The organism is Kitasatospora sp. NPDC032121, assembly GCF_055580145.1.
On sequence record NZ_JBVILX010000022.1, the window covers coordinates 91885 to 118661 of the forward strand.

Genomic DNA, 26777 nt, shown 5'->3' on the forward strand with positions numbered 1-26777 from the left:
CCCGCGCGGTTCCGCGGGCGGGTGACGCGGACCCCGCCGACCAAGATGCCCGAGTCGCCGGTCCGGAGCCCCGGACCGGCGACTCGGGCCGATCCCATGGGGCGACGGTGAGCGGGGGAGCACCCGTGCCCAGCCGGCGGACCGTCAACGAGGCGGAGCGGCTCGTCCGGGCGAAGCCCGGCGGCGTCCCCGTCCGCCGGGAGCGGATGGCCGCGGTGGCCGACAGGCGTCAAGAGGCTCCCCGTGGCGGCCACGCCCACATGATCCTCCGTCAGGTGTACGGCCCGGAGCCGGAGTTCCGGGCCGTACGCCGTGTTTCCCGGCGCCCGCTCAGCCGGCCTCGCGTAGCTCGCTGTTCCTGGAGATGGCCGCTGCCCGGACATCTAGCAGCGCGAGCAGGACCGGTGGGTCGAGGGCGCGCACGGGGCGAAGGTGCAGTTCGAGGGGGTCCACCGGGACGTTCGTCCTGATCTCGATGGGGCCGACCGAGCCGACGGAGGCCTCGTCGGTGAGGACCTCCTCGCAGGAGGCGGGGACGGAGTGCGCGAGCAGGTACCAGGTCCCGGCCGGCACGTGTTCGAGGAGGAAGGAGCCGGGGCGGGGGAGCACGGCGCAGGCGGCCGGCCGGCCCTCGGGGATGCGGGTGCGGAAGAGTCCGACGAAGACGCGGCCGAGTCGTTCGGCGTCGCACGTCCGGATCTCGCCGCGGACGGTGGCGAGTTCCGTCGGCTGGTTCCAGCGCCGGGTGTCGAGCTCGATGCGGTTGGTGAAGCCGCGTAACTGGCGGAACATCGTGGGCGAGGTGCCGACGCTGCTGGCGAACCGTGAGCTGAAGGTGCCGACGCTGTTGTAGCCGACGCGGTGGCTGATCTCGGTCACGGTGCAGTCCGTCTCGAGGAGCAGGCGCTTGGCGGCCTCGATGCGAATGGCGGACAGGAAGCGTCTCGGCGAGACCCCGGTCACCCGCTGGAATTCCCGGGAGAAGTGGAATTTGCTGTAGATGGCAGCCTCTGCCATATCGTCTATGGTCAATAATTCGCCGATGTTCTCGTGCATGATCTCGATGGCTCGGGCCACGGCTTCTTCGATTGCAGGTTTCAAGGTGACTCCAGATTCTCGCTGTACCCGGTGGACGACGGAAACTTCGCTCCGGCGCTGCGTCCCGTGACGCAGCCGATCGGGGGGAGGACATTCGGCTGCCGGAGCGTGCGAGGTATCCCGGCTCCCTTCGTTAAAGTGCCAGTGACACTGCGTGTTCTCGCGATTGCGATTGACGACCGTAGCAGGCGGACATGACAAGTACAACGGTGTGTTCACGCCCTTATTCGGCAAAGTCGAAGAGGGGATACTCGCCGGTATATGTTTGAAATATCGCAGCAATTGAAGAGGTGTGGCGGAGGGGGGATGACGTGGCTGCCGGGTGGTGTGGACGGGGCGGGCGAGACGCCAGTGACCGGTGTGACGAGCGTGCCGGGCCGGTGCCCGCGGATGTCCTCCCCGGATCACGGCGGTTCCACCCCTCAATCCGCGTCGGCCGCCGAGTCCACCTCCTCCCGGAGCCGCTCCGCGGAGGCCGACACCGAGTTGACGGCGGCCTCCCGGGTGTCGCCGACGGCGACCATCAGCCCCACCAACTGCGCCTCCAGCAGGCTGTCGGCGTTCCAGGGCTCGGTCAGGTAGTCGCCGAGCTCCAGGACGACGAGACCGTGAACGGCGGACCACATCTGGTGTGCGACGAGGTCGGCGTCCGCCGCCCGGAACCGGCCGGCCTCGATGCACCGGGCGGCGCACTCGGCCACGCCCGCCAGCGTGTAGCGGCCGTATTGCCGGTCCTCCTCGCCCAGTGAGAAACCGGCCAGTGAGGACCCTCCGAACATCACCGCGTACAGGTGCGGGTTGGCCAGCGCATTGAGCCGGTACGCACGACCCAGCAATGCCAGGTCGCTCACCGGGTCGTCGCTGAACTCCACCAGGGTGAAGTAGTGCTGGAGCCGGGCGAACCCTTCGTGAACCATGGCGCGCACCAGGCCGCGCATTCCGTTGAAGTGGGTGTAGAGGGCCATCGTGGAGGCGCCGATCTCGCTCGCGATGCGACGGGCGGACAGCGCCTGCGGCCCTTCCTCCGCGAGCAGCCGGGCGGCGATGTCCACCAGCGCCGGACGGGTGCTGGGATCCGTGTGACGCGGACTCATTCCTTCAGTCAAGCAAAATGCCGTTATCCCAGGGCGGTTCGCGCCCACAACCCTCGGATCCCCGCACAATGCGAGAAGCAGCCCTTCGCGCGCCGGGCATAGCTTTCCAGTCACTCGGCGCGACATTCCAGGGCCCACCGGCGGCCGGAGAACAGCCGGGATATGTCGAGGGCCCTCGCGCGATCACCACACCCTTGGTCAACGGAGGTCGCTCTTGTCCACCACAGCCCCCGGCCGGACCACCGGCGCCACGCTGCTCCTCTCCCTGGGCAGCCTGATCGTGCTGGTCTCCTCGGCATTCGCCTTCCACCATTCCTTCGCCATGGATCCCTCGATGCCGATGGCCCACATGCCGGCCGACGACGGCCGGAAGCTGCACGGCATGGCACTGGCGGACATGCCGGAGATGTTCACCGCCCTCGGCGGACTGCTGCTCGTGGTGGCCGGCGCCGCGCTGCGCGGGCGGCCGAAAGCCGTCGAGGCCGACTCCGGGTCCGGGCGGCGCGGCCGGCTGCTGGTCGCCGTCATCGGCACGGCCGCCCTCACCATCGACATCAGCAAGACCTCGACCCTGGGCTTCGTCATCCCCGGCATGCGGGCCGAGTACGGGCTCGATCCCCGTACCGCCTCCCTGCTGGCGGTCTGCGGGCTGACCGGGACGGCGGCCGGGGCGCTGCTGTTCGGCGTGCTCACCGACCGGATCGGCCGGCGCAGCTCCTACCTGATCGCCACCCTCGGCTTCACCGCCACCAGCATGTGCGGCTCGATGCCCACCTTCGAGGGGAACCTGGTGATGTGCGGCCTGATGGGCCTGGCGGTCGGCGGCCTCGCCCCGCTGCTCATCACCCTGCTCACCGAGACCGCCGGCGGAAAGGTCCGCGGCTCCGTGGTGGTGGCGCTCTCCGTCGTCGCCACCGCGGTCGGCTACCTCGTCGCCGCCGGCTCGGCGCTGTGGCTGGAGCCGGTGTTCGGCTGGCGGATCCTCTGGCTGATCGGCGCCCCCACCGGCGCCGTGTTGGCCCTGCTCACCCCCTTCGTCCCCAACCGCGTCTCCGCCCCCGCCCCGGCGGCCGCGGACGCACCGGCCGTCCGGCACCTGCCCAGGTCCTCCCGGGCCCTCACCCAGGGCCTGCAGCGCGCCTTCGCCACCCTGATCGGACTGCTCACCTTCGGCCTCACCACCTGGGTCCCGAGCCTGGCCAGGATCGGCGGCGTACCGGTGCACACCGCGAACCTGATGCTCACCGTCGCGGCGATCGCGATGATCCCGTGCGCCCTGCTGCTGATGCTGGGCTACCGCCGCTTCGGCCCGACCTCCATGGCCGCGGGCCTGGCCACCGCAACCGCCGTACTGCTGTTGGCGCTCACGGCCAGCGGTGCGGTGGCCGAGGTCGGCTGGATCGCCGCGGGCGCGCTGGTGGCGGCGCTGTTCTCGGTGAACTCGATGGCGGCGATCTTCCTCCCGATCGCGGCCGACCTGGCGGAGCCGGAACGGCGCGGCCGAACCACCGGGTGGGTCTCCCTCTTCAACCGGCTGGGCGGCCTGATGGGGCCGCTGCTGCTGGCGAGTCTGGTCTCCTCGGCCTCCGCCGTCCTGGTGGCGGTCTCCGCCCTCGCCCTGCTGTGCGGCGCGGCCGCCTGGTACATCAGCCGCCGGCACCGCCTCGCGCTGGCGGGCCTCGAACCGGCGACCGACTGACCGCGACCGGCTGACCGCGACCGACCGACCGGCGGGCCGCCCGCGGGCCGCCCGCCGGTCGGCCGCGGGGCGCACGGGCGCACAGCACGAGCAGAGAAGCCCGCCGATCTCGGCCCGGCCGATACTGGGCAGGCCCCCGAATCCGACGCTCCGCAAAGCGAGTCGAGACGGCGTCGGCATCCGGACCCCCTGACGGAAGGAAGAGGCATGCCCGACTCACAGGACGTGACAGCCGCACTGGCGGCGGACGGCGACGCCGTCGAGGCCCTGGTGGCGGACCTCGCGGACGCCGACTGGGCGCGGCCCACCCCGGCGCCCGGCTGGACCATCGCCCACCAGATCGCCCACCTCGCGGCCACCTTCAAGCTGGCGGGCACCGCCGCGGCCGACCCGGAGGCGTTCAAGGCGCTGGCCGCGGGCGTCGGGCAGGACTTCGACGGTGCGGTGCAGCAGTCCCTCAAGCCCTACCTGGCGCCCTACCTGGCGTCCGGCGCGCCGAAGGAACTGCTGGAGCGCTGGAACGCCGAGCGGAGGAGCGCCGAGCAGGCCCTGGCGGCCGTCCCGGCCGGTCAGCCGGTGCCGTGGCTGGTCCGCCCACTGCCGGCGCCCGTCCTGGCCGCCGCCGGGATGATGGAGCTGTTCGGCCACGGCCAGGACATCGCCGACACGCTCGGGGTGCACCGCGAGCACACCGACCGGCTCCGCTACCTGGTCGAATTCGCCGTCCGCACCTGGGACTTCGGGTACCAGGCGCGCGGACTCGCCGCCCCCGCGACGGAGTTCCGCTTCGAGATCACCGCCCCGTCCGGCGCCCGCTGGGAGTTCGGCCCCGCCGACGCCGAGCAGCGCGTCAGCGGCCCCGCCGTCGACTTCTGCCTCCTGGTGACCCGCCGCCGCCACCGCGACGACCTCGCCCTGACGGCCGACGGCAAGGACGCCGACGGCTGGCTCGACCTCGCCCAGGCCTACCGCGGCCCGGCCGGCGAGGGCCGCACTCCCGGCCAGTTCCGCCCGTCCGGGAACTGACCGCCGTACCCGTCCTGAATCCGTAGAGAGGGGACCTTCATGGCCACCCGTACCGACGAATGTGCCGTGGTTCTCGGCGGAAGCATTGCGGGCCTGCTGGCGGCCAGGGTGCTCTCCGAGTCCTATCCGAGGGTCGTGATCGTCGAACGCGACAAGATCCTCGGGGTCCGCGGGCCGCGCCGCGGCGTCCCGCACGGCAACCACGCCCACGGGCTGGTCGCCCGGGGCCACCAGATCATGGAGTCGCTGTTCCCGGGCCTCACCGACGAGTTGATCGCCGCAGGGGTGCGGCCCGGTGACTTCAGCGGCGACATCCGCTGGTACTTCAACGGGCTGCGGCTGCGCCCGGCCCGTACCGGCCTGCCGTCCGTGCCGGCCACCCGGCCGGTGCTCGAGTACCACCTGCGCGAGCGGGTGCGGGCGCTGCCGGAGGTGTCGTTCCTGGAGGAGCACGACGTCGTCGCCCCGGTGACCGACGCCTCAGGGCACCGGGTCACCGGGGTCAGGGTGCAGCAGCGCACCCCCGGGGCCGAGGAGCGGACGCTCTCCGCCCACCTGGTCGTCGACACCACCGGTCGCGGTTCGCGCACCCCGCTGTGGCTGGCCGACCTCGGGTACCAGGCGCCCCCCGAGGAGCGGATCGAGATCGACCTGGCGTACACCACCCGCCACTACCGGCTGGAGAAGGACCCGTTCGGCAGCGAGATCGCCATCATCCCGGCCGCCACGCCCTCGCACCCGCGCGGGGGGTTCTTCTACCGGGTGCCCGGCGACGACAACCGGGTGGAGCTGTCGGTGACCGGGATCGTGGGTGACCACCCGCCCACCGACCCGGAGGGGTTCGACGCCTTCGTCCGTTCGCTGCCCGCCCCCGAGATCCACGAGGCGATCCGCGACGCCGAACCCCTCGACGAACCGCTGCGCTTCCGCTTCCCGGCCAGCGTCCGCAGGGACTACAACCGGCTGGAGCGCTTCCCCGCGGGGCTGCTCGTCATGGGCGACGCGGTCTGCAGCTTCAACCCCGCCTACGCCCAGGGCATGACCTCGGCCGCGCTGCAGGCGCTGGTGCTGCGGCGGCACTCCGCGGGGCGCCGGCTGCCGCGCCCCCAGGACTTCTTCCGCGAGGTCGCGCGGGAGATCAAGACCCCCTGGGAGTTCGCCGCGGTGTCGGACCTCGGCTACCCCGGCGTCAAGGGCCGGCGGACCGCCCAGACCGGCCTGGTCAACCGGTACGTCGCGCTGGCCCAGCGGGCGGCGGTGCACGATCCCCGGGTGACCGACGCACTGGTGCGGATCGCCGGACTGGTGGCCTCCCCGCAGTCCCTGATGCACCCGCGCACCCTGCTGCGGGTCCTGCGGGCCTGCCGCCGCCCCGTGCCGCCCTCGGCCTTCGGATCGCCGACTTCCTGAAGCGGACGTCGGCGATCCGGTTGGGAGGGACGACACTTCTTCGCCACTATGTCGAGAGCGGCGCTTCGGCGCCGACGAAGTAGTGGAGGGGGGCGCAGCAGGCGCCTCACGTCGCAGGGAGCGGAACCATGAAGTACCTGATCATGATGTACCCGAACGCCGCGGTCCTGGACGCGATGTCGGAGGAGGAGCGCAACGCCCTCTTCCAGGGGCACGGCGGGTTCATGGAGAAGATCAAGGCGAGCGGCGAGTTCGTCGGGACCCTGGCGCTGGCCGGCGTCGACCAGAGCGCCGTGGTGAGCGTCCGGGGCGGTGTGCCCGCGGTGACGGACGGTCCGTACGCCGAGGCCAAGGAGTACATGGGCGGAATCTACGTCATCGACGTCAGGGACGCGGAGCGCGCCCGGGAGGTCGCCGCGATGATCCCGGACGCCGCGGTCGAGGGCCTGGGCATCGAGCTCCGGCCGGTCGTCTACAGCGATGGTTTCTCTTCCTGACCGGTCGCCCGGGGGCCCTCGTGGCCCCCGGGCTTCCGGCTCTTCCGTGTTCTCACCCGTGCCGGCGGGTGGTCAGGTCCTGAGCTGGGGCTCCGGGGCCGTGCGGTCGGGTGCGCGTCGGGCCGGTGGCCGGCCCCAGCGGCGCATGGCCGGCACCTCGACGGTCTTGTGCAGCACCCAGGCAAGTGCCACGCAGAGCGCGTAGAGGCCGAGGATGAACAGGACGGCGACGGGTGTGGAGAACGTCGTCGGGGTGTATCTGCCCGCGTAGCCCACGAACTGGCCCGAGAACGCCGCGTGCGCCGCGAAGATCACGGTGATGTGGATGATGTAGAAGGCGAAGGACAGCTCGCCGAGCCACATCATGAAGCGCCCGTCGAGGATCGTGCCCCTGCCGGAGCGGTCACAGGAGGCCAGCGAGCCGATCAGCAGCGCGGCCGGGATCGGGTAGAGCGCCGCGACCGTGAAGACGGCGGGCAGGTGGGCCAGCAGCAGGAAGACGGCGAGGTTGAGCAGGACGGCCGGCAGGACGCGGATCCTCGGCCACCGCCCGTCGGCGACGATCCGGGCGAGGAGCATGCCCATCACGAACTCGATCGTCCGGACGGGCGGGAAGAAGCACAGCGCCCACATCTGGGGCCAGGACCCCGCGGGGTAGAAGCTCGGCGGGTACCCCGAGAGCAGCGGCCGGCTGATCACCGGGATCAGGGCGGCGGTCACGCCGAGGCCGATCAGCCAGGGCCACAGTGCCCGCTGGTCGAGCCGCCGGACGAACCGGAGCAGCAGCGGGAACAGGGCGTAGCACAGCAGGTCCACCGTGAGGGTCCAGCTCGGCCCGTTGAACTGGTACAGCATCAGGTCCTGGGAGGGCCACCAGGTCTGCACCAGGAAGAGGCCGGCGATGGCCGGAACCCATCTGATGGTGTCGCCCGCGGCGGCGAACTGGCTCAGGGCGAGGACCGCGATCAGGGCGTGGGACGGGCCGATGCGCATCAGTCTGCGCCGCCAGAAGTCGACGGTTCTGCGGCCCGGTCTGGCGGACCAGGTGAGGACGAATCCGCTGAGGACGAAGAAGACCGAGACCGCGAGGAAGCCGACCCGCCCGTTGCCGGTCAGGCTGTTGAAGGCGGAGTGGGCGGCGGGGTCCGAGAACACGGGGAGCAGGAGCGCGTGGTTGGCGAAGACGAAGACGACGGCGACGGCCCGCAGGCCCTCCAGCGACGGCAGCGTCATCGCAGGGGCGGGTAACTGGGATTTCACGGCAGTCCCTTTCTCCGGGGTGGAGAACGCTCGGACGGTGCCGCCCGGTCTCTCGGCCGGTACGCGGCACCGGGCGGCGCCGGGCGGCACCGCCGGCCCCTACGTCGAACGGGGGCGGGGGGATTCGACACCGTCGTGGCCCTTCTTCCTCGAGTCGCGCCGGGGCGGCGGGAGTTGCCGGATGTACCCGGGAACGGACCGACGGCTGTGGCCGGGGCTTTGCGCCCCGGCCACAGCCGTCGGCCGTCGTGGTGGGTGGTGCGGTCAGCCGGTCGCGGGGACGGAGTCCTCGCTGCCCTCGGCGGCGGCCTCGGCCGCCGGCTGGCCGGTGGGCGGCACGTGCCGGAGCAGGGAGGTGACCAGGGCGGCGGTGGCGACCAGCAGGACGCCGGAGATGGTCACCACGGTGTGGAGCTCGGAGGCGAAGGCCGCCCGGGCGGGCGTGAGGAGGGTGTCGGCGACCTGGGCGGACAGCGAGCCGGCGGCCTCCGTCGCGCCCGCGAGGGAGTCCTTCGCCGCCCGGACCGTGTCGGCCGGCAGGCCGTCCGGAAGGCTGAGGGTGCCGCGGTAGACGGCGGTGCCGATGCTGCCCAGGGCGGCGATGCCGAGGGCGAACCCGAGCTGGCCGCTGGTCTCGTTGAGCGCGCCCGCGGAACCGGCCTTCTCCTGCGGCGCGGAGCCCATGACCAGGCCCATGCCGAGGGTGACCATCGGGCCGGAGCCGAGGAAGACCACGGCGAAGCCGGTGATCAGCACGACCGGGCTCGTTCCGGGCTCCGCCATGGTGATCACCAGCATGCCGACCGCGGCGAGGACCAGTCCGCCACCGATGACGTACGCCGGGCGGAAACGCTGGCCGAGCTTGGGGGAGATGCCGAAGCTGATCGTGTTGGCGAGGATCGCCGGCAGCATCCACAGGCCCGAGTGGAGCGGGTCGCGGCCGTACACCAGCTGCAGCGTCTGGGTGACGAAGAACATCACCGCGCCGGTGAGCATGGTGCCGAGGAACAGGCTGACCAGGGCCGCGGAGAAGGAGCGGCTGCCGAACAGGCTCAGGTCGAGCAGCGGGTTCGGCAGCTTGCGCTGGCGGTGGACGAAGAGGATGCCGAAGCCGATGCCGACCAGCACGGCCGCGATCGACAGCGGCTGCCAGCCGTCCTTGGCGATCTCCTTCAGCCCCCAGATGGCGAGCAGGACGGCCGCCATCGACTCCAGCGCGCTGATCGGGTCCAGGCGTCCGGCCTCGGGGTTGCGGAACTCGGGCAGGAAGACCGGGCCGAGCACGAGCAGCAGCACCATCGGGGGGACACCGAGCAGGAAGGCCGAGCCCCACCAGAAGTGGTCGAGCATGGTGCCGCCGATGATCGGGCCGATGATGGCGCCGGCCGAGAAGCACGCGCCCCAGATGCCGAACGCGGCGCCGCGCTGCTTGGGGTCCTGGAACATGGTGGTGATCAGCGAGAGCGTGCCCGGCGCGAGGGTGGCGCCGGCGATGCCGAGCAGGGCGCGCGAGGCGATCAGCATCTCGGGGCTGACGGCGTACGCGGAGGCGACGGAGGCGAGGCCGAAGGCACCGGCACCGATCAGCAGCAGCCGGCGCCGTCCGATGCGGTCGCCGAGCGACCCCATGGTGACGAGCAGGCCGGCGAGCATGAACGAGTAGATGTCGGTGATCCACAGCTGCTGCACACCGCTGGCGTGCAGGTCCTCCGACAGGCTGGGCAGGGCCAGCAGCATGACGAAGACGTCGATCGAGACCAACAGGGTGGGCAGGGCGAGGACGGCGAGTCCGGTCCACTCTCGCCGTCCGGCCCGGGGTGCGGCCTCGCCGGGGGACGTGGTGTCGCTCATTACGGGGGTCCTTCCGCGTTCTCGGGGCACTCGGCATCCGCGGGTGCCGTCACACCGGTACGTCGGACCTGTCGACAAGGTCTCGACATCTCCGGCGGAAACTCGGGCGCAGCGGCGTCATCTCGGCTTGGATGTCGAGGGCGGGCCGCCTGCGGCGACGTCTCAGGTGCAGAGCACCAGCCGACCGCGCGAAGGACCAAGGAATGATGGTATGAAATACATGCTTCTGATCCATATGAACCCGGTCATCTGGGACGGTCTGCCGGAGCGGGAGCGGAACGAGGTCTACTCCGGGCACGCCACGTTCCAGCAGAAGATCCTCGACTCCGGTGAGATGGTGACGACCCAGGCCCTCGCCGATCCGTCCGCCAGCGCCACGGTCAGAGTCCGCGACGGGCGGCCCGCGGTCACCGACGGCCCGTACACGGACACCAAGGAGTTCCTGGCCGGCTACTACCTGGTCGACTGTGCGTCCAGGGAGCGCGCAGTCGAACTGGCCGGCCAGATCCCCGATGCCCGGTACACCGGCATCGAGGTCCGCCAGGTCGTCTTCGAAGCAGATGCGGAGAGTTGAGCCGATGAACCGTGACGCCCGGGTCGAGGGCCTGCTCCGATCGCTGGCACCGCAGGTCCTCGGCGCGGTCGTCCGCCGCTACGGACACTTCGACGCCTGTGAGGACGCCGTCCAGGACGCCCTGCTGGCGGCGACCGTCCAGTGGCCAGACCAGGGCGTCCCCAACAATCCCCGGGCGTGGCTGATCACCGTGGCCGCCCGCCGGGTGATCGACGGGCTGCGCAGCGAGCAGGCCCGCCAGCGCCGTGAGGCCACCGTCGCCGCGCTCACCCCGACCGACGAGACGGTGACGCCCGGCCCCGGCGAGGAGCCCAAGGCGGCCGAGCACGACGACATGCTCACCCTGCTCTTCCTGTGCTGCCACCCCTCGCTCACGCCCGGCTCGCAGGTCGCCCTCACCCTGCGGGCCGTCGGGGGTCTGACCACCGCCCAGATCGCGCACGCCTTCCTGGTCCCCGAGGCGACCATGGCCCAGCGGATCAGCCGGGCCAAGCAGCGGATCAAGGCCACCGGCTCGTCGTTCCGGATGCCTCCGCAGAGCGAGCGCGAGGAACGCCTGGCGGTCGTGCTCCAGGTGCTCTACCTGATCTTCAACGAGGGCTACACCACCACCAGCGGCCCCGACCTCCTGCACCCCGAACTGGCCCGCGAGGCGATCCGGCTCAACCGTGAACTGCACCGGCTGCTGCCCGGGGAGGGCGAGGTCGCGGGGCTGCTGGCGCTGATGCTGCTGACCGACGCCCGCCGCCCGGCCCGCACCCGGCCGGACGGCAGCCTCGTCCCGCTCGCCGAGCAGGACCGCTCCCGCTGGGACCAGGCCGCGCTCAAGGAGGGGCTGGCGCTGATCGCCGAGACGCTCCCGCGGATGGTGACCGGGCCGTACCAGGTACAGGCGGCGATCGCGGCCGTGCACGGCGAGGCCGCGCGCGCCGAGGACACCGACTGGCCGCAGATCACGGCTCTGTACGAGGTGCTGGAGCGGATGTCCCCCGGCCCGATGGTGACGCTCAACCACGCGGTCGCCCGCGCGATGGTCGACGGCCCGGCGGCCGGGCTCGAGATGCTCGCGACCCTGGAGGCCGACGGCCGGCTCGCGGGCCACCACCGGCTCGCCGCCGTCCGCGCCCATCTCCAGGAGCTGAACGGCGATCCGGCGGCGGCCCGGGAGAGTTACCGCGAGGCCGCCCGGCAGACCGGCAGCCTTCCCGAACGCCGCTACCTGGAGGCCCGCGCCGAGGCGACGAACAACCGGTGACGGAGCAACCGGTGACGGAACGGCCGGTGACGAGCCCGCCGGTGACGGACCGGCCGGTGACGAGCCCGGGCCGCTGAGGCCCGCCTCAGCGCAGGCCGCCGCGCGGGCGCGGCATGAGCGCCAACAGCACGGTCATGCCGAGCAGGGCCCGCAGGTCGGGGCCGATGTCCCGGCCGGCCGCCCGCTGCTGCTGCGCCAACTCGTGGGCCATCCGCAGCAGTTCGGAGTCGGTGCGGGGGACCAGCTCCGCGACGGCGGACAGCGTCACACCGGCGAGCAGGCAGGTCATCACGCCGTGCCGCCACCTGGTCTGGTCGAGGTGCAGGGCCGCGAACGGGCCCATCGCCGCCGCGATCAGCAGCGGGTCCCTGCTGCGCAGGCCGTCGGCGACCAGCTCCAGGCCGAGCCGGGTGCAGGAGGCCGGCAGCAGCGCCAACGCCCGTAGCACGCCGCGCTGTTCGGCGTCGTCGCCGCGGCGGTACAGCCGCTCGACCTGTTCCTCCAGGAGCCCGGCGGGCAGCACCTCGGCCAGCACCGTGAGCAGCCGGGCCCTGGCCCGGTCGTCGACGGTGCCGAAGACCAGGCCCTGCGGGTCGGCCTCCGGCCGGACGGGCCCCCGGCCGACCGCCCGGCCGACCAGCGAGAACTCCTCGTGGACGGCGCTGGGGCGCTGCCGGATGCGGCGTTCGGCACCGGCCAGCCAGCCGTTCTCCGGTGCGTGCAGGATGGCCACCGAGCCCCCTCGCGGGATGTCGGTGGCAGGCCAGGGATGTTCCTCGTGGTACTGCATGATCGACGGTCTCCGAATCGTGGACGACAGCGGTGCAGCCGTGGGCAGCAGCTGAACGGAAACGGTTTGTCCGGTGGCCGACTGGTGCCCGGCGGGCGGCGGTTGGTGCGCAGGCCTCAACCGCGGTCGGCGATGCTCGCTATGAAACAGCGGGGCGCGGAGCACGGTCAAGAACCGCTGCGGGGCCGCGAACCGGCCGGATGATCACGGGGGAGAACGCGTTCGCGCAGGTCGCGGCGGACGCCGGGAGGCGCGGAGGGGGCCCGGAGCGGGCACGGGGAGCCCCGTGGACACCGCACGACACGAGAAGGGAGGCGTGCGGGGCCTCCCGCGGGGCGCCGGGTGCCGGGCGGCCGTCGGGACGGCGTCCACTCCGTCCCGGCGGCCGCAGCAGCCGGCATCTCTGCCCTGCACTTGGTAGTCGAAGCCGACGACGCGTCATCGACATCCGCGGGCAAGATTCTTCGGACTTCTCTCGAAGCCGCCGCCGGGCCGCCGCCGGACCGCTTCCGGGGCCACCGCCGGGCTGCGACCGCGCCTCCACCGGGCCCCGGGAATGACGAACAGCGGTCACCGGCGCGGCGGCGGTGCCTGCCGCGCCGGTGACCGCTGTGCTGCCCGAGGGGCGCTCAGAGCCGCTGCAGCGCCTTGCGGTCCACCTTGCCGTTGGCGGTCAGCGGCAGGGTGACGACGAACCGGACGTCCCGCGGGTACTTCTGCGGCGACATCCGGGCGCGGACGAAGTCCTTCAGCTCGGCGGCCGAGACCTCGGCGCGGGGGACCACGTACGCCCTGGTGAGGGTGAGGCCGTCCTCCTGGTAGCCGACGACCGCGCACTGGTCCACGGCCGGGTGGTTCAGCAGGCAGTCCTCGATCTCGACCGGTGCCACCCAGACCCCGTGGACCTTCAACAGGTCGTCCGCCCGGCCCCGGTAGTAGAAGAAGCCCTCCTCGTCCCGGGTGAAGAGGTCGCCGGTGCGCACGGTGTGCTCCGCGGGGAAGGTCACGGCCGTCTGCTCCGGCGCCTCCCAGTAGCCCAACGCGGCCGTCTCGCCCACCACTTGGAGGACTCCGAGCTCGCCGTCCGGCAGCGGGTCGCCGTGGTCGTCGACCACGTCCACCCGGTACCCCGGCACCTCCTTGCCCAGGCTTCCGATCCGGGCCTCGCCGGGCCGGTTCGAGATGTAGGCGTGGTAGACCTCGCAGGAGCCGATGCTGTCGGTCACCTCGACGCCGAAGGTGTCCAGCCACCTGCGGTGCAGCTCGCCCGGCAGCGCCTCGCCGGCCGAGATGCAGAGCCGGAGCGAACTCAGGTCCCGGGTGCGGGCGTCGGGGTGGTCGACCATGGACTTGATCATGGTCGGCACGTTGACCAGGACGGTCGGCCGGTGCCGCTCGATCAGGTCGAAGATCCGCTCCGGCGTGCTGCGCTCCGGGAAGACGACCCCGGCGGCGCCGACGCCGAACGGGAACAGCACCGCCGTGTCCCGCGAGTAGCCGAAGAACAGCTTCGGCACCGGCAGCACGACGTCGTCCGGGCGCAGGCCGAGGACGCCGCGGGCGTACCAGTCGAAGCTCAGCACCGGGCTGCGGGCCGGCACCAGGACGGCCTTGGGCGCGCCCGTGCTGCCCGTGGTGAACTTCCACATGACGATGTCGTCCCGGTCGACCTCCACCGCGGCCAGCTCGTCCGACTGCCCGGCGAGCAGCGTCTCGTAGTGCAGCTCGCCCTCGAGCAACTCCTCCGGCGCCAGGCCCATCACCAGGAGGTTGCGTTCCCCGGCCTCGCGCAGGGCGGCCACCGTCGCCCGGTCGACCAGCGTGAGCGACGGCTTCACGTAGTCCAGGTAGTACCGGTAGTCCTTCGGGTGGAGGTAGCTGTAGACCTCCGCGGTGACGGCACCGATCTTCTGCACGCCGTACCAGGCCGCCACGTACTCGACGCCGTCGCTCAGCGCCATCATCACCCGGTCGCCGCGCCCGATGCCCAGGCCGCGCAGCAGGTTGCCCATCCGGTTGGCCAGCGCGCCCAGTTGTGCGTAGGTGGTGTGCCCGGTGTCGGTGATCAGCGCGGTGCGCTCGCCGTCGTTGCGGTCGACGAACCAGTCGGCGATGTTGAGCCGTGACGGCACGTCCGCGTAGCGCATCGGGCCCTGTGGCCCGGATGTCCCCGTCTCGGTCATTTGCCGGACCCCACCAGGTCGCGCAGCCGCTCGGCGGGGCGCTCGATGAGGTAGTGGCTCACCGTCGCGAACAGCACGCTGCCCGCGAGGACGAAGACCAGCAGCTCCCAGAAGCCCACCTTGCCGACGAACGCGCCGACCGGCATGGCGTGGTTGTCGAAGATGCTTCCGTTCTTGAACCAGGCGTGGATCATCGGCAGGTGCCAGAGGTAGATGCCGTACGACATCCGCCCGAGGAAGCGCACCGGCGGGTTGCCGAGCACGCCGTCCATCAGCCGCGAGCTGACGCCGGGGACGGTCAGCGGCAGCACCACCAGCATCGCGAAGAGGATGGTGAGGATCTGGACGGTCAGCTCCTGCGCCAGGGCGCCGTAGGTGCCGGTTCCCGGGATGCCGAAGGGCTTGGGGATGTTGAGCAGGAACACCACGCCCGCGCCGAGCCAGCACAGGTTGGGCCGCGCGGCCACCATCCGGAAGAGGGCGGGCGGCTGGGACGTCGTCTCGGCGTAGGCCAGCAGGGCCGCGAGCGCCATGCCTCCGGCGAAGAAGCTGAAGGAGCCGAAGGGGAAGAAGGAGTAGTAGAAGACGTCGGCCTTCATGGCGGGCAGGTACGCGAAGGTGGTCCAGCCCAGGCTGGCCAGCGCGACCAGGGCCAGCGGCAGGGCGATCCGGCGGGCCCGGCGGCTCGGGTCGGCGGCGCGGGACGCGTACTTCTGGACGAGCCAGCCGATGAGCGGCAGGCTCAGGTAGAACACCAGTTCCGTGGGGACCGTCCAGGTCGGCTCCAGGCCGGCGATCCAGTCCATCGGGTTCCTGGTCAGCACGAAGTGCACCATCAGGAACGGCTTGAGCACGTACCAGGGTCCGTCGATGTTGTCGAAGTCGATCAGCAGCAGGACGGCCAGGACCATCGCCCAGTAGCCCGGCACGATCCGCAGTGCCCGCTTCCAGAGGAACGGGAGCGTCGCGGGTCGCCGGGTCCCGGATATCGTCGCGCGCGCGAACGGGCGGAACAGCAGGAGGCCCGACAGCACGAAGAAGGGCGACAGGCACACCTCCAGGCCGTTGGCCAGCACGCTCCACAGGTCATGCCCCGGCTCGGCCATCGAGTGGCTGACGTTGGCCTCGTACGCGACGTGGTACGCGAGCACGCCGACGGCGGCCAGTCCGCGCAGCCCTTCGAGGGTCGGAACCCTCTTCGTCTTCTGTGCCCCCCCGGCGAGGCCGACGGATCTCTCTGTCACTGCCATGCGTGTGTCCCCCTCTGGTGACTGTGTTCCGGTGTTCGGGAGCCGTCAAGGGCCGGGCCGCCGAGGTGGCGGCCCGGCCCGACCAGAGGTCTCAGTTGGCGGCGGCGTGCTGCGCGACCAGCTCGCTGAGCTGGTCGACGGCGGAGGCGGGACCGGGGAAGAACCGGTTCTTCGTCAGCGCGAAGGCGATGCCGGTCGCGGTGTCGGCGTAGGCCGTACTGCCACCCATGCCGGGCATGCCGAACGTGGTGAGCGTGTCCTGCGGGTTGGCACCCGGCCGGCCCAGGTTGTAGCCCAGCGCGCGCGGCATCGGGAAGCCGATCATCTGGTCGACGTCGGTGGTGGCCACGGCCGTGACCTCGCGCAGCCGCTCGTCCGAGATCAGCCGGACGCCGTCGACCTCGCCGAGCAGGGCGGCGTACATCCGGGCCACGGCGCGGGCGGACATCGTGCCGCCGGAGGGGATGTCCGAGCCGAGCACCAGCGGGTGGTTGCCGTAGTCGGCGCTCGGGGTCACGGCCGCCGGGGTGGCCTTGAACAGCGGCAGGTCGGCGGGCATCATCGCCAGCATCTCGGCGGTGCCGGGCGCGTCCTCCAGCCGGGCGAGCCGGCCGAGCTCGGACTCCGGGACGCCGAAGAACAGCTCGTCCGCGATGCCGAGCGGACCGGTCACCTCCTCCTTGAGCACCTGGGAGATCGGCTTGCCGGTGGCCCGGCGGACGATCTCGCCCATCACGAAGCCCCAGGTCATCGCGTGGTAACCGGTCTTGGTGCCGGGCTCCCACCACGGCTCGGCGTCGGCGAGCAGACCGACCATCCGGTCCCAGTCGGCCAGGTCCGGGATGGTGAGGTCGGACGGCACCGCCGGGACGCCGACCGAGTGGGTCAGCGCGTGGCGCACGGTCGCCTTGTCCTTGCCGTGGGCGCCGAACTCCGGCCACAGCTCGACGATCGGGGTGTCGTAGTCAAGGGCGCCGCGGTCGGCGAGGACGTGCACCACCGTCGCGGTGACACCCTTGCCGGTCGAGGCGCTGTAGAACGGGATGTCCGAGGTGACCGGACGGCCGCTGTCGGCGTCGGCGACGCCCGCCACCGCGTCCACGACCAGCTCGCCGTGCTGGTACACCGCGACCTGGATCCCCTGCTCGGCGCCGGACTCCACCATCTCGTCGATGGCCTGCTGGACGATCTTCTGCATGATGCTCATGCCCTTTCGACTTTCGCTCTGTGGATCCGGCGCCCCACGGGCACCGCTCACATGAGACATCGGTGCCGTCGTCGGGATCTCGACATCGGCCCGCCGGGTGCTCGAAGATTTTTTTCGGTTCACCCGGGGGGCGGCGGTCAGCCGGTCCAGCGGTGGCTGTAGAACTCGAAGTCCAGCGCCTGCCCGTCGAGAGCGGCGTGCAGCTCGGCGACGGCGGCCCGGGCCGCGGCCCGCACGGAGGGCACCCGGCAGTCGGCCGCCAGCCCGTGCAGCACGCGGTAGCAGTCGCGCAACCGCCCCTCCTCCTCGGGCGAGAGCCGGGCCGCGGCGGCGGGGGAGTGGTCAACCGGCTCGTTCGTCATGGAATCGCGCTGCCTTCACTTCGAATCGGGGGAGACTGCCGGGGTCGGCCAGCTCGACCTCGGGGCGCAGGCCGAGCTGGCGCTTCATCTCGGCGCCGATGCGTGCGCAGAGCTCGACCTGGTCGGAGCGGCGCGCGCCCGGTGCGGGCCGCGGTTCGACCCGGACGACGACGGTGTCGAGCCCGCGCACCGTCCGCAGGACCGTCTGGTACTCGCTGACCTGGTCGAAGCCGCGCATGATGTCCTCGATCATCACCGGGGTGACCGAGATGCCGCGGATCTTGCGCATGTCGTCGGTCCGGCCGAGGATGCCGCCGTCGTACCAGTCCCAGCTCCGGCCGCAGCCGCACTCGTGCCACGGCCGCTTCACCACGAGGTCGTCGGTCCAGTACCGGAAGATCTGGATGCCCTCGCGGCCGAGCGCCGTCATCACGCGGACGCCCTGCTCGCCGTAGCCGACCGGCTCGCGGGTGACCGGGTGCAGGACCTCCTCGATCACCCCGGGCTCGATGATGTGGCAGCTGCCCGCCCTCGCCGGGCACTCGAACATGAAGACGGTGGCGAGTTCCGTCATCCCGGCGAAGTTGTACACCCGGGCGCCGAAGGCGTCGGCGATCGCGCGCGCGGTCGAGTCCGGGCGCGGTTCGGCGCCGGTCACCACGATCCGCACGTTCGCCTCCGCGGCCAGGTCGACGCCCATCTCCCGGGCCGTCTCCACGAGCCTCATCGCGTAGGTGGGCGTGCAGCCCAGGACGTCGATCCGCTGGTCGACCAGCAGCCGCACCCGGCTGCGGGAGTCCATCGAACCGACCGGGACGACCATGCTGCCCATCCGCTCCAGGGCGTAGTGCATGCCCCAGTAGCCCATGAACAGGCCGTACCCGAAGGCGACGCAGCCCCGCTGCCCGGCCCGCACGCCCGCGCCGTACAGGGCCGTGCACCACATGTCGACGGCCCAGGTCCAGTCGCGCGCCGTGTCGAAGGTGCGGAACGGCGGGTTGCCGCTGGTGCCGCTGGTCTGGTGGTAGCGGACGGCCAGGGCCGGATCCGTCGAGGGGATCGTGCCGTACGGGGCCGGCTCGGCCTGCTGGGCGGCGATCAGGTCGGACTTGTACACCAGCGGCACCCGCTCGGTGTACTCCTCCAGGGAGGCGATGCCCTTCGGCAGGCGCTCGCGCCAGAACGGCGAGTGCTCGGCGTGTTCCAGGGCGCGCCGCAGCTTCCGCCACTGCCACCGCGCCAGTTCCTCGCGCGGCATGGTCTCGGTTCTCGGGTTCCAGTACGGGGTGTCGGTCGGCAGGGGCGTCATGACACCACGTCGGTCTCGGTGGGTGCCGGGCGCAGCACGCAGAGGTCGGCCCAGCCGGCCGCGAGCACGGTGTGGACCTGGTCGAGGGTCCGCAGCGCGTCGTCCACCATGACCGCGATCCCGGCCTCGTTGCGTACCGCGTCGGCGAGTCGAAGGACGTCCGAGGGCTCGTCGGCGGCCTCGCGCGCCTCCAGGAGCAGCAGGTCCGCGCCGTGTTCGGCCAGTAGCCGGGCCAGCGCCACGAGCGGACCGGACCCGGTGGACCGCGGGCCGGCCGGGTCGGGGCCGAGCGCCACCGCGAGCGGGCGGGGGGAGGGCCAGGCGGCCCGCAGCGAGTCCAGCGCCGCGAGGACCCGCTCCGGCGGGCCGGCCGCGGGCTCCGGCCACGGCTCGGCGCAGAGGTCGAGCAGCAGCATCGCGCAGCCGTCGTCGACGGCCTGCCGGGCGAGTTCCGGGTAGCTCCCCGGGGCGTCCGCCAGGGGGAGCCGGCGGCAGGTCGGCGCGGCGGCCCCGTCCACCGGGCCGGGTTCCGAGCCGAGCACCAGGGCGCTGCCGAGCGTCCCTGGCGTCCCGGCCTCGCTGACCAGGCGGTTCTCCAGGTGCAGCCCGCCGATCCGCAGCGGGGCGAACGCCGGCGGCGGCGCCAGCTGCGTCTGCCGTCCGGTCGCCCGGCTGTGGAACCAGCCGTCGAAGCGGGCCGAGAACTCGGGGTCGCGGGCCGCGATGTCGGCGTGGGTGATCCGCCAGGACCGGGCCACCAGCTGGTACGCGAACTGGGTCGGCTCGTAGTCGGTGTAGCGGTGCAGGTTCTCGAAGTAGCGCTCGGACCTGCGCGCCGCCTGCTGGAACTTCTCGACCCGTGGCATCCGGGCCCGCTCGAAGCGGGCCAGGGCGTCGGTGAGGCTTCCGGACCGTGCCCGCAGTTCGTCGGCCAGCACGATGGCGTCCTCGATCGCGAGCCGGGTGCCCGATCCGATCGACCAGTGCGCGGTGTGGGCCGCGTCGCCGATCAGGACCACGTCGCGGTGGTGCCAGGTGGCGCAGCTGAGCTGCCGGAAGTTGGCCCAGGGCGCGCCGTTGGACCGGATCGGCCGTCCGTCGAGGTCCGCGGCGAAGATCTCCTCGCAGCGGCGCACCGACTCCTTCTCGTCCAGCTCCGGGAACCCGGCCCGCTGCCAGGTCTCCTCGGAGACGTGGATGATCATCGAGCTCCAGGGCTGCCCCGACGGGTAGCAGTACCCGTGGAAGCGGCCCCACTCGGTGTCGCGGAAGATGTAGGTGAAGTAGGGGAAGACCTTGTCGACCCCGTACCAGACGTAGCGGAATGCCGACTGTTCGAACTCCGGCCGGAAGACGTCCTCGTGGGCCCGCCGGACCACCGAGTTCACGCCGTCGGCACCGACCACGAGGTCGGCCCCGGAGTGGTCGTCGAGGCTCTCCACCCGGTGGTGGTGGTGCACCCGCGCGCCGAGCCCGGTCGCGGCGTCGCGCAGGATGGCGAGCAGGGCGGCCCGGGGGACGCCGTGGAAGCGGTTGCCGTTCACCAGCAGCCGGGAGGAGCGGTACCGGACGTCCACCGGGGTCCAGGTGGTGCCGGCGGCGACGATCGCGGCGTGCGTCGCCGGGTCCACCCGCCCCAGTTCGTCCAGCGCGCCCTCCGGGAAGACGACCCCCCAGCCGTACGTCGTCTCCGGGCCGTTGCGCTCGAAGACCCGTACGTCGTCCGCGATTTCGTACCGGCGCAGGAGTACGGCGAGGAAGAGCCCGCCGGGACCGCCGCCGATGATGTCGACCCGCATGTGTCTCACTGTTCCGTTGGGGATCCGTCAAGGAGGGTGGCCGCCTTCCAGCGGCCGATGTGCTCGCGAAGTGCGTCCGGGCGGGCCGTGGGCGCCGCCCGGGACAGCACGCTGATCAGCCGGCTCCCGACCACCACGCCGGCCGCGTCCGGGGCCAGGGCCCGGATCTGCCGCTCGTCGCGGATGCCGAAGCCGACCAGGAACGGCCGGGCGGCCGTCGCGCCGAGCCGCCGGGTGAGGCGGGTGGCCTCGTCGAGGTCGAGGTCCGCCCCGGTGCGGTCGGCCAGGTTCCGGTACGTCAGGTGGGCGGCCGCCGACTCCAGCCGCCGCACCCGCGCCGGGTCGGCGGCCGGAGCGATCCCGGGGACGGCGCTGAGGCCGGCCGCCGCGACCCGCTCCAGGTCCTCGGGCCCGTCCGGGCGGGCGAGCACCAGCGCGTCCGCCCCGGCCGCGGCCGACCGCGCGAGGAGCAGGTCCCAGCCGAGGTCGGCGACGGTCTGCGGGTACACCAGGAGCAGCACCGGGAGGTCCGCCGCGGCCCGGCGCAACTCGCCCAGCCACTCCCAGAGTTGCTCCTGGTCCGCCCCGCGGGCGCGGTCGAAGGAGCGCGCGATCTCCGCACCGCGCGGGCGGGTGCCCGGAGTCGGGATGCCGAACTCGAGCATGTCCGCGCCCGCGTCGACTGCCGCCAGGGCCAGGTCCGGCCGGTCGCCGGTCAGCGGGTCACCCAGCGTCAGGTAGATCGCCAGGGCCCGCTGCCGTACGGCGGCCAACCGGTCCAGGCAGCGTCCGAGCCGGTCGCCGGGTCCGCCGGACGAGGCCGGTGGGAGATCGTCGGACACCTCCTAGGCCCTCGCCGCGTCTCGCAGCGACCGGACGGTGGCCGCCGGGTCGGCGCTCTTGGCGATGGCCGTCCCGACGAGGATGCAGTGGGCCCCGGCGTTCGCGGCCCGGGACACGTCCGCCTCGGAGTGGAAGGCGCTCTCGGATATCACCAGGAGGTCGTCCGGGCAGCCGGCGATCAGCTTCTCGCTGAGGCTGACGGTGCCGTCGTCGAGTTCGAGCGCCGTGATGTCCCGGTTGTTGATGCCCACGGCGACCGCGCCGAGCTCGATCGCCCGCTCCAGCTGCTCGGCGTTGTGGACGCCGACCACGACCTCCAGCCCGAGGTGCTCCGCGCGGCTCTTCATCGCGCCGAAGAGCTCCGGATCGGGGACCGTGCTCAGCGAGATCTGCACCGCGTCGAAACCCGCCTCGTGCGACTCGTCCATCTGGTCCACCGTGCGGAAGAACTCCTTGCGCATCAGCGGAACCCCCGCCACCCGGCGGATCCTCCGGGCGATCGGGATGCTGCCGCCGAAGAAGTCGGGGTCGGTGGGGGTCGAGAGCGCGTCGGCGCCGCCGTCGAGCAGCACCCGGACGTAGGGCTCGAGCTGCTCGTCGGAGATCAGCTCCCCGTCCCGTGGGGACCGGCACTTGACGTCGACCATCAGGGCCGGCCGGCGGTCCCGGCGTGCGGTGGCGAGTACGTCATACAGGCTCAGGCTGTTCATGATCCTCCTCTCGGGTCGGTGCCACCACATTGTGGTCGGCCCCGGCGCGACGGACTTCTTCCGTCGTGCTGTGACGGATCCGGTCGGAGACCTTGACCCAGCGCGCCAGCAGGTCCGCCGCCGCTCCCGAGTCGACCGCCCGGGCGGCCCGCGCCAGCCCGGAGGCGAGGTCCTCCTCCAGGGATCCGGTGAAGCCGGTGTACGCGGCCAGGGCCGCGGCCGCGTTGAGCAGCACCGCGTCCCGCACCGCGCCGCGTTCGCCGCGGACCAGCCGACGGACCGCCTCCGCGTTGGCCGCCGTGTCCCCGCCCCGCAGGTCCCGCGGCCGGGCCCGGGGGACGCCCAGCGCGACCGGGTCGAGCGTGCGCTCGGTCACCGTGCCGCCCTGGACCAGCCAGACCCGGCTGGTGGTCGTGGTGGTGAGTTCGTCCAGGCCGTCGTCGCCGCGGACCAGCAGCACGGTCGCGCCGCGCCGGGCGAACACCTCGGCCAGCAGCCCGGTCCGCTCCGGGAAGGCGCAGCCGACCAGGGCGTGCGACGGCCGGGCCGGATTGAGCAGCGGCCCGAGCAGGTTGAAGACCGTCGCCACGCCCAGGGCCCGCCGGGTCTCGGCGATGTGCCGCAGCGCGGGGTAGCACACCGGACCGAACAGGAACCCGATGCCGATCTCGGCCACGCAGCCCGCCACCGCCTCCGGTTCCAGGTCGACGGCGACCCCGAGCCGCTCCAGCACGTCCGCCGAGCCGGACCTGGACGTCGCGCTGCGATTGCCCACCTTGGCGACGGTGGCGCCGGCCGCGGCGGCCACCAGCGCCGCCATGGTCGAGATGTTCACCGAGTCGGACCGGTCGCCGCCCGTGCCCACGATGTCGAGGGCACGGGCGGCGAGCCGGACCGGACGGGCGTAGCCGAGCGTCGTGTCGGCCAACGCGCCGACCTCGGCCGGGGTTTCGCCCTTCGCGCGCAGCGCCACCAGGAAGCCCGCGACCTGGGCCGGGGCCGCGGCACCGGACATGACGCGGCCCATCACCCAGGCGATGTCCTCGGCCGAGAGGTCCCGGCCGTCCAGGAGCTGCTCGATCAGCCGCTGCCAGCCGGGCACCGCCCGGCCGGCGACCGGCTGACTACGCGCCGGCAGCGCTCCCATTCCCGCCCCCCGGCTCGTCGTGCCGGGCGGCCGCACCGACGACCGCCGGAACCTCCGCCGGACGGGCCTCGATCAGCGACGACCTCGCCGAGCGGTCGATCCCGACGAACTCGAACCCGCTCTCGGTGAGCAGCCGCCGCCAGGAGCTCTCGCTGCGCTCGCGTCCCCCGAGCAGCACCAGCATGTGCAGGTCGAGCAGCTTCGCGGGGTGCGGCCGGGAGTCGTCCGGGATCACCTGTTCGAGGATGAGCAGCCGGGCCCCCGGCCCCATGGCCCGGTGACAGCTGCGCAGGATCTCCACGGCCCGGTCGTCGGACCAGTCGTGCAGGATCTGCGCCAGGACGTAGACGTCGCCCCCGGACGGGACCTCGTCGAAGAAGTCGCCGCCCACCACCCGGCAGCGCTCCCGCAGTTCGCCCCCGCCGAGCCCGGACAGCGCCTCGTCCGCCACCTTCGGCAGGTCGAACAGCACCCCGCGCAGCTCCCGGTGCCGGGACAGCAGGGTGCCCAGCAGCGTGCCGTTGCCGCCGCCGACGTCGACGACCGTGCCGACCCCGCTCCAGTCCCGATCGAGCAGGGGCAGCAGCCGCAGCGTCACCAGCCCGGCCTGGCCCTCGTTGAAGGCGGCCAGCTCCGCGGGATGGTCACCGAGCCAGTCGAACATGGGCTTGCCGAAGACGGTCTCGAAGGCCGCGCGGCCGGTGCGCAGCGAGTGGCCGGCCGCCGTCCACGCCTGGTACGCCTCGCCGGCCATCAGCGAGGCGAGGTGGTGCAGCGAGCCGGGCGCGTCGCGGTGCAGCAGGGCGCCGAGCGGGGTGACGGCGAAGGTGCCGGCGGGCTGCTCCACGAAGAGCCCCTCGGCGGTGAGGACCCGTAGGAAGCGGTGCAGGGCGTCCGGGTCGGCGCCGACCCTGCGGGCCAGCTCCGCGGCCGGGACGGCCTCCTCGCCGAGGCTCTCGACCACCTTGAGTTCGGTGACGGCGAAGATCGCCTGGGAGACGATGTACCCCATGATCTTCCGGCGCAGCAGGCTGTTCTGGTCCTCGGGGTCGGGCATGGTGTTCTCCGTCGGTCGCGGCGGTCTCCGGTTGTGGTCGCGGGTGCGTTCCCCCGCGCCCCGCAGGTCCGGGAAGAGTGGTATCGCGGCGGTGGCCTTCAGGTAGTCGGCACCGGTGGTGCCACCGGTGCCGGGGGAGTCCTTGATGATCTTCCGGGTGATCCCCCAGTGGGTCCGCTTCATGGCGCGCCAGCTGTCGTCGAGCCGGGCCATCGCCGCGGCCACCGGCTCCAGCGCGGGCTCCCCGAGCACCGGTGCCAGCTCCTGGAAGACCTCCTGGAGGGTGGGGCTCGGCACCTCGACCCGGGCGACCTTGTCGTCGGTCGCCGTACGGGGCCGCGGCGCGGTGATCCGCTCCACCTGCCGGTAGGCGCGGGACTGGATGGCGCTGCGCCCCTCGGTGTGCGCGCGGATGATCGCGAAGCCCTCGCGGGACATCGTGGTGAGCACCCGGTAGAGGATCGGGGTGCTCTCCACCCGCTCGGCCGCGGCCTCGAGTTCGGCGACCGCCGTGCCGAGGTCCGCGGCCCGCAGTGCCGTCAGCGCCCGCTCCAGGCACCGGTACGTCCGCCGGTAGACCAGTTCGAAGAGCTGCACGCTGCGCACGAACATCAACTCGTCGTGGACGGGCGTGGACGGGAGCATCGAGATCTCGGCCGCCTGCCGGACGGCCTCCGGCGTCGCGTCCAGCGCCGCCTGCGCGAGCCGCCGGCCGAGCGCGGCCAGCGCCGGGTCGTCCCGGTCGAGCGTCCGGACGAACCGCGCCGGCGGCACCACGCCCCCGCGTGCCCTCGGCGCCAGTTCGGCCACCCGCGCCAGGGCCTGGGCGACCGCGTGGGTTCGCACCCGCTGCCAGTGCGCGTCCGGCGTCACCGCCAGGGCCTCGCTCTCGGCGAGCAGGAGGTCGGCCAGCAGGACGCGGATCTGGGTGTCGAGGCCCGGGTCGGTCTGCGACTCGCCGTCGGCGGCGGCCAGCCGTTCGAGCATCGGCACGAGGAGGTAGGAGTCGTAGTCGCCGTCGTCCTGGTCGAAGGTGCTCGGCAGCCAGTCGAGGAGCAGCCGCCGGTCGAGCGGCAGCCGGTGGTCCGGCAGCGCCGTTTCGGCCAGCCGCCGCTCCAACCCGCGTAAGGCGTCGACCAGTTCGGGGGAGGCGTAGTTCCGTCCCGTGGTCTGGAAGTGGTCGAGGATCTCCTTGAACGGGAAGCTCTCCGGTGACCCGCGCTCGCCGTCGGTCTCCAGCCCGGCGGTCCACTCGGCGAGGCGGGCCAGGGCCGCCGCGGGATCCGGTCGGTCGCTGGGGCGGGCTCCGCGGAGGCTGATTCCCGCCACGCCGGTGTGCTGCGGCCACTCGGCGGTCGGGCCGGCCGGGGTGCGGCCTTCGGTTCGGACGGACGGGGACTTGTGTTCCGATAGGTACATGCCACACCTCGTGGAATAGTGGCGGGATGGCCGCCGTGAGGTGGATCAGGGATCGGTCTCACATCTCGCTGCGGATCGCCCAGAGGTCCGGGAACACCGGCTGGTGCAGGGTGCCGCGCAGGTACGCGGCACCGGCGGATCCCCCCGTGCCGGGCTTGGCACCGATGATCCGTTCGGCCATCTTGGCGTGCCGGTAGCGCCACTCCTGGATGAGTTCGTCGAGGTCGAGCAGCCGCTCGCACAGCTGCGCCGCCACGCCGTCGTCGCGGTAGACCCGCAGCAGCACCGACTGCACCGCCTCCGAGGGCTCCTGGGGCAGCGAGACGTCCCGGTGCAGGCGGTCCTGCGGCACCGGGTAGCCGTGCTGCGCCAGGTAGCGCAGGACGGAGTCGAACACCGGCGGCCGGGTCATGGCCGCGGTGATGGCGGTCCGCTCGGCACTGTGCTGCGGGTACTGGCTGACCATCGCGTCCCCGCGCCGGCCGAGCACCGCCTCGATCTCGCGGAACTGCGCCGACTGGAAACCGCTGCCGTTCAGCACCGACCGGAACGCGTTGAACTGGTCGGCCGTCATCGTCTCGATCAGGCCGACGTGACCGACCACGGCCCGGAAGACGGCGAGCAGCCGGTTCAGCCGGCGCAACGAGCCGCCGCTGTCGCCCTCGGACAGCGTCCGCTGCATTTCCGCGAATTCATGGAGGATCAGCTTGAAGAAGATCTCGTGCGCCTGGTGGACCACGATGAAAAGCAGCTCGTCGGGCACGTCGGTGCGCGGCCGCTGCAATGCCATGAGTTCGTCCAGTGCGAGATATGCGGAATAGTCCAGAACCGCTGTGTCTTCGCCCGTCACAACCCACATCCGATTCGAGTAGTGAATCTTGAGCTGGAATGTCCGCCAGGCTAGCGGGCGGCGCCGAAGGTCAACAAGGCGAGGATG

General features: G+C 72.3%; 21 protein-coding genes and 1 pseudogene. 6 read left to right on the top strand and 16 right to left on the bottom strand.

Annotated elements, in window-relative coordinates:
• Positions 1–330 precede the first annotated feature (330 nt).
• Positions 331–1056, bottom strand: a complete 726-nt coding sequence (locus ACZ5OX_RS34540) for a helix-turn-helix transcriptional regulator (protein WP_465635697.1) — start codon at positions 1054–1056, stop codon at positions 331–333.
• A gap of 464 nt (positions 1057–1520) precedes the next feature.
• Complete coding sequence (locus tag ACZ5OX_RS34545; protein WP_465635651.1) at positions 1521–2192, bottom strand: TetR/AcrR family transcriptional regulator; 672 nt, start codon at positions 2190–2192, stop codon at positions 1521–1523.
• Positions 2193–2406: 214 nt separating this feature from the next.
• On the opposite strand from ACZ5OX_RS34545, the gene ACZ5OX_RS34550 reads away from it, so the two are divergent.
• From ACZ5OX_RS34550 to ACZ5OX_RS34565, 4 genes are all read left to right on the top strand, one after another.
• Positions 2407–3891 carry an MFS transporter gene (locus ACZ5OX_RS34550; RefSeq protein WP_465635653.1) on the top strand — a complete coding sequence of 495 codons (1485 nt, stop codon included), beginning with the start codon at positions 2407–2409 and terminating at the stop codon, positions 3889–3891.
• 207 nt (positions 3892–4098) lie between these two features.
• Positions 4099–4917 (top strand): TIGR03084 family metal-binding protein, encoded by an 819-nt coding sequence (locus ACZ5OX_RS34555; RefSeq protein WP_465635655.1) that lies wholly within the window; start codon positions 4099–4101, stop codon positions 4915–4917.
• 39 nt (positions 4918–4956) lie between these two features.
• Positions 4957–6327, top strand: a complete 1371-nt coding sequence (locus ACZ5OX_RS34560; RefSeq protein ID WP_465635657.1) for an FAD-dependent oxidoreductase — start codon at positions 4957–4959, stop codon at positions 6325–6327.
• Positions 6328–6455: 128 nt separating this feature from the next.
• Positions 6456–6824, top strand: coding sequence for a YciI family protein (locus ACZ5OX_RS34565; protein WP_449790569.1), 369 nt, complete (start codon positions 6456–6458; stop codon positions 6822–6824).
• Positions 6825–6896: 72 nt separating this feature from the next.
• Here the strand turns inward: ACZ5OX_RS34565 and ACZ5OX_RS34570 are convergent, their stop codons facing one another.
• Positions 6897–8057, bottom strand: coding sequence for an acyltransferase family protein (locus ACZ5OX_RS34570; protein WP_465635659.1), 1161 nt, complete (start codon positions 8055–8057; stop codon positions 6897–6899).
• A gap of 291 nt (positions 8058–8348) precedes the next feature.
• The gene (locus ACZ5OX_RS34575; protein ID WP_465635661.1) at positions 8349–9935 is read right to left on the bottom strand and encodes an MFS transporter; all 1587 of its coding nucleotides are present in this window, start codon (positions 9933–9935) and stop codon (positions 8349–8351) included.
• Positions 9936–10146: 211 nt separating this feature from the next.
• Here ACZ5OX_RS34575 and ACZ5OX_RS34580 point away from each other — a divergent pair, with 211 nt between their 5' ends.
• Positions 10147–10509 (top strand): YciI family protein, encoded by a 363-nt coding sequence (locus tag ACZ5OX_RS34580; protein ID WP_465635663.1) that lies wholly within the window; start codon positions 10147–10149, stop codon positions 10507–10509.
• Positions 10510–10513: 4 nt separating this feature from the next.
• Positions 10514–11764 (top strand): RNA polymerase sigma factor, encoded by a 1251-nt coding sequence (locus ACZ5OX_RS34585; protein ID WP_449790565.1) that lies wholly within the window; start codon positions 10514–10516, stop codon positions 11762–11764.
• A gap of 85 nt (positions 11765–11849) precedes the next feature.
• On the opposite strand, the gene ACZ5OX_RS34590 is transcribed toward ACZ5OX_RS34585, so the two are convergent.
• The 12 genes and pseudogenes from ACZ5OX_RS34590 to ACZ5OX_RS34645 all read right to left on the bottom strand — a co-directional run bounded on the left by ACZ5OX_RS34590 (position 11850) and on the right by ACZ5OX_RS34645 (position 26699).
• Complete coding sequence (locus ACZ5OX_RS34590; protein ID WP_465635665.1) at positions 11850–12554, bottom strand: EboA domain-containing protein; 705 nt, start codon at positions 12552–12554, stop codon at positions 11850–11852.
• A 629-nt stretch (positions 12555–13183) separates the two neighbouring features.
• The gene (locus tag ACZ5OX_RS34595) at positions 13184–14737 is read right to left on the bottom strand and encodes a benzoate-CoA ligase family protein (protein WP_465635667.1); all 1554 of its coding nucleotides are present in this window, start codon (positions 14735–14737) and stop codon (positions 13184–13186) included.
• A complete protein-coding gene (locus tag ACZ5OX_RS34600; RefSeq protein ID WP_465635669.1) occupies positions 14734–15981 on the bottom strand; it encodes an acyltransferase family protein in 1248 nt (415 codons plus the stop codon). The genes ACZ5OX_RS34595 and ACZ5OX_RS34600 overlap by 4 nt, the downstream gene beginning before the upstream one ends.
• A 97-nt stretch (positions 15982–16078) precedes the next feature.
• Positions 16079–17194 (bottom strand): serine hydrolase domain-containing protein, encoded by a 1116-nt coding sequence (locus ACZ5OX_RS34605; protein WP_465635671.1) that lies wholly within the window; start codon positions 17192–17194, stop codon positions 16079–16081.
• 137 nt (positions 17195–17331) lie between these two features.
• Entirely contained in the window at positions 17332–17556 is a 225-nt protein-coding gene (locus ACZ5OX_RS34610) for a DUF6052 family protein (protein ID WP_465635673.1), read from the bottom strand.
• Positions 17537–18865, bottom strand: a complete 1329-nt coding sequence (locus ACZ5OX_RS34615; protein ID WP_465635675.1) for a phenylacetate--CoA ligase family protein — start codon at positions 18863–18865, stop codon at positions 17537–17539. Before ACZ5OX_RS34615 ends, ACZ5OX_RS34610 begins: the two co-directional genes overlap by 20 nt.
• On the bottom strand, positions 18862–20664 hold the full coding sequence (locus tag ACZ5OX_RS34620) for an FAD-dependent monooxygenase (protein ID WP_465635677.1): 1803 nt from the start codon (positions 20662–20664) through the stop codon (positions 18862–18864). The genes ACZ5OX_RS34615 and ACZ5OX_RS34620 overlap by 4 nt, the downstream gene beginning before the upstream one ends.
• Before the next feature lie 5 nt (positions 20665–20669).
• Complete coding sequence (locus ACZ5OX_RS34625) at positions 20670–21506, bottom strand: tryptophan synthase subunit alpha (RefSeq protein ID WP_465635679.1); 837 nt, start codon at positions 21504–21506, stop codon at positions 20670–20672.
• Positions 21507–21509: 3 nt separating this feature from the next.
• On the bottom strand, positions 21510–22217 hold the full coding sequence (locus ACZ5OX_RS34630) for an indole-3-glycerol-phosphate synthase (RefSeq protein ID WP_465635681.1): 708 nt from the start codon (positions 22215–22217) through the stop codon (positions 21510–21512).
• Positions 22218–22299: 82 nt separating this feature from the next.
• Positions 22300–23364, bottom strand: a pseudogene (gene trpD, locus ACZ5OX_RS34635) (anthranilate phosphoribosyltransferase); the annotation flags it as partial.
• Entirely contained in the window at positions 23342–25840 is a 2499-nt protein-coding gene (locus ACZ5OX_RS34640) for a methyltransferase (protein ID WP_465635683.1), read from the bottom strand. The gene ACZ5OX_RS34640 and the pseudogene trpD, both read right to left, overlap by 23 nt.
• Before the next feature lie 58 nt (positions 25841–25898).
• Entirely contained in the window at positions 25899–26699 is an 801-nt protein-coding gene (locus ACZ5OX_RS34645) for a tryptophan 2,3-dioxygenase (protein ID WP_449808874.1), read from the bottom strand.
• Between the last annotated feature and the right edge of the window lie 78 nt (positions 26700–26777).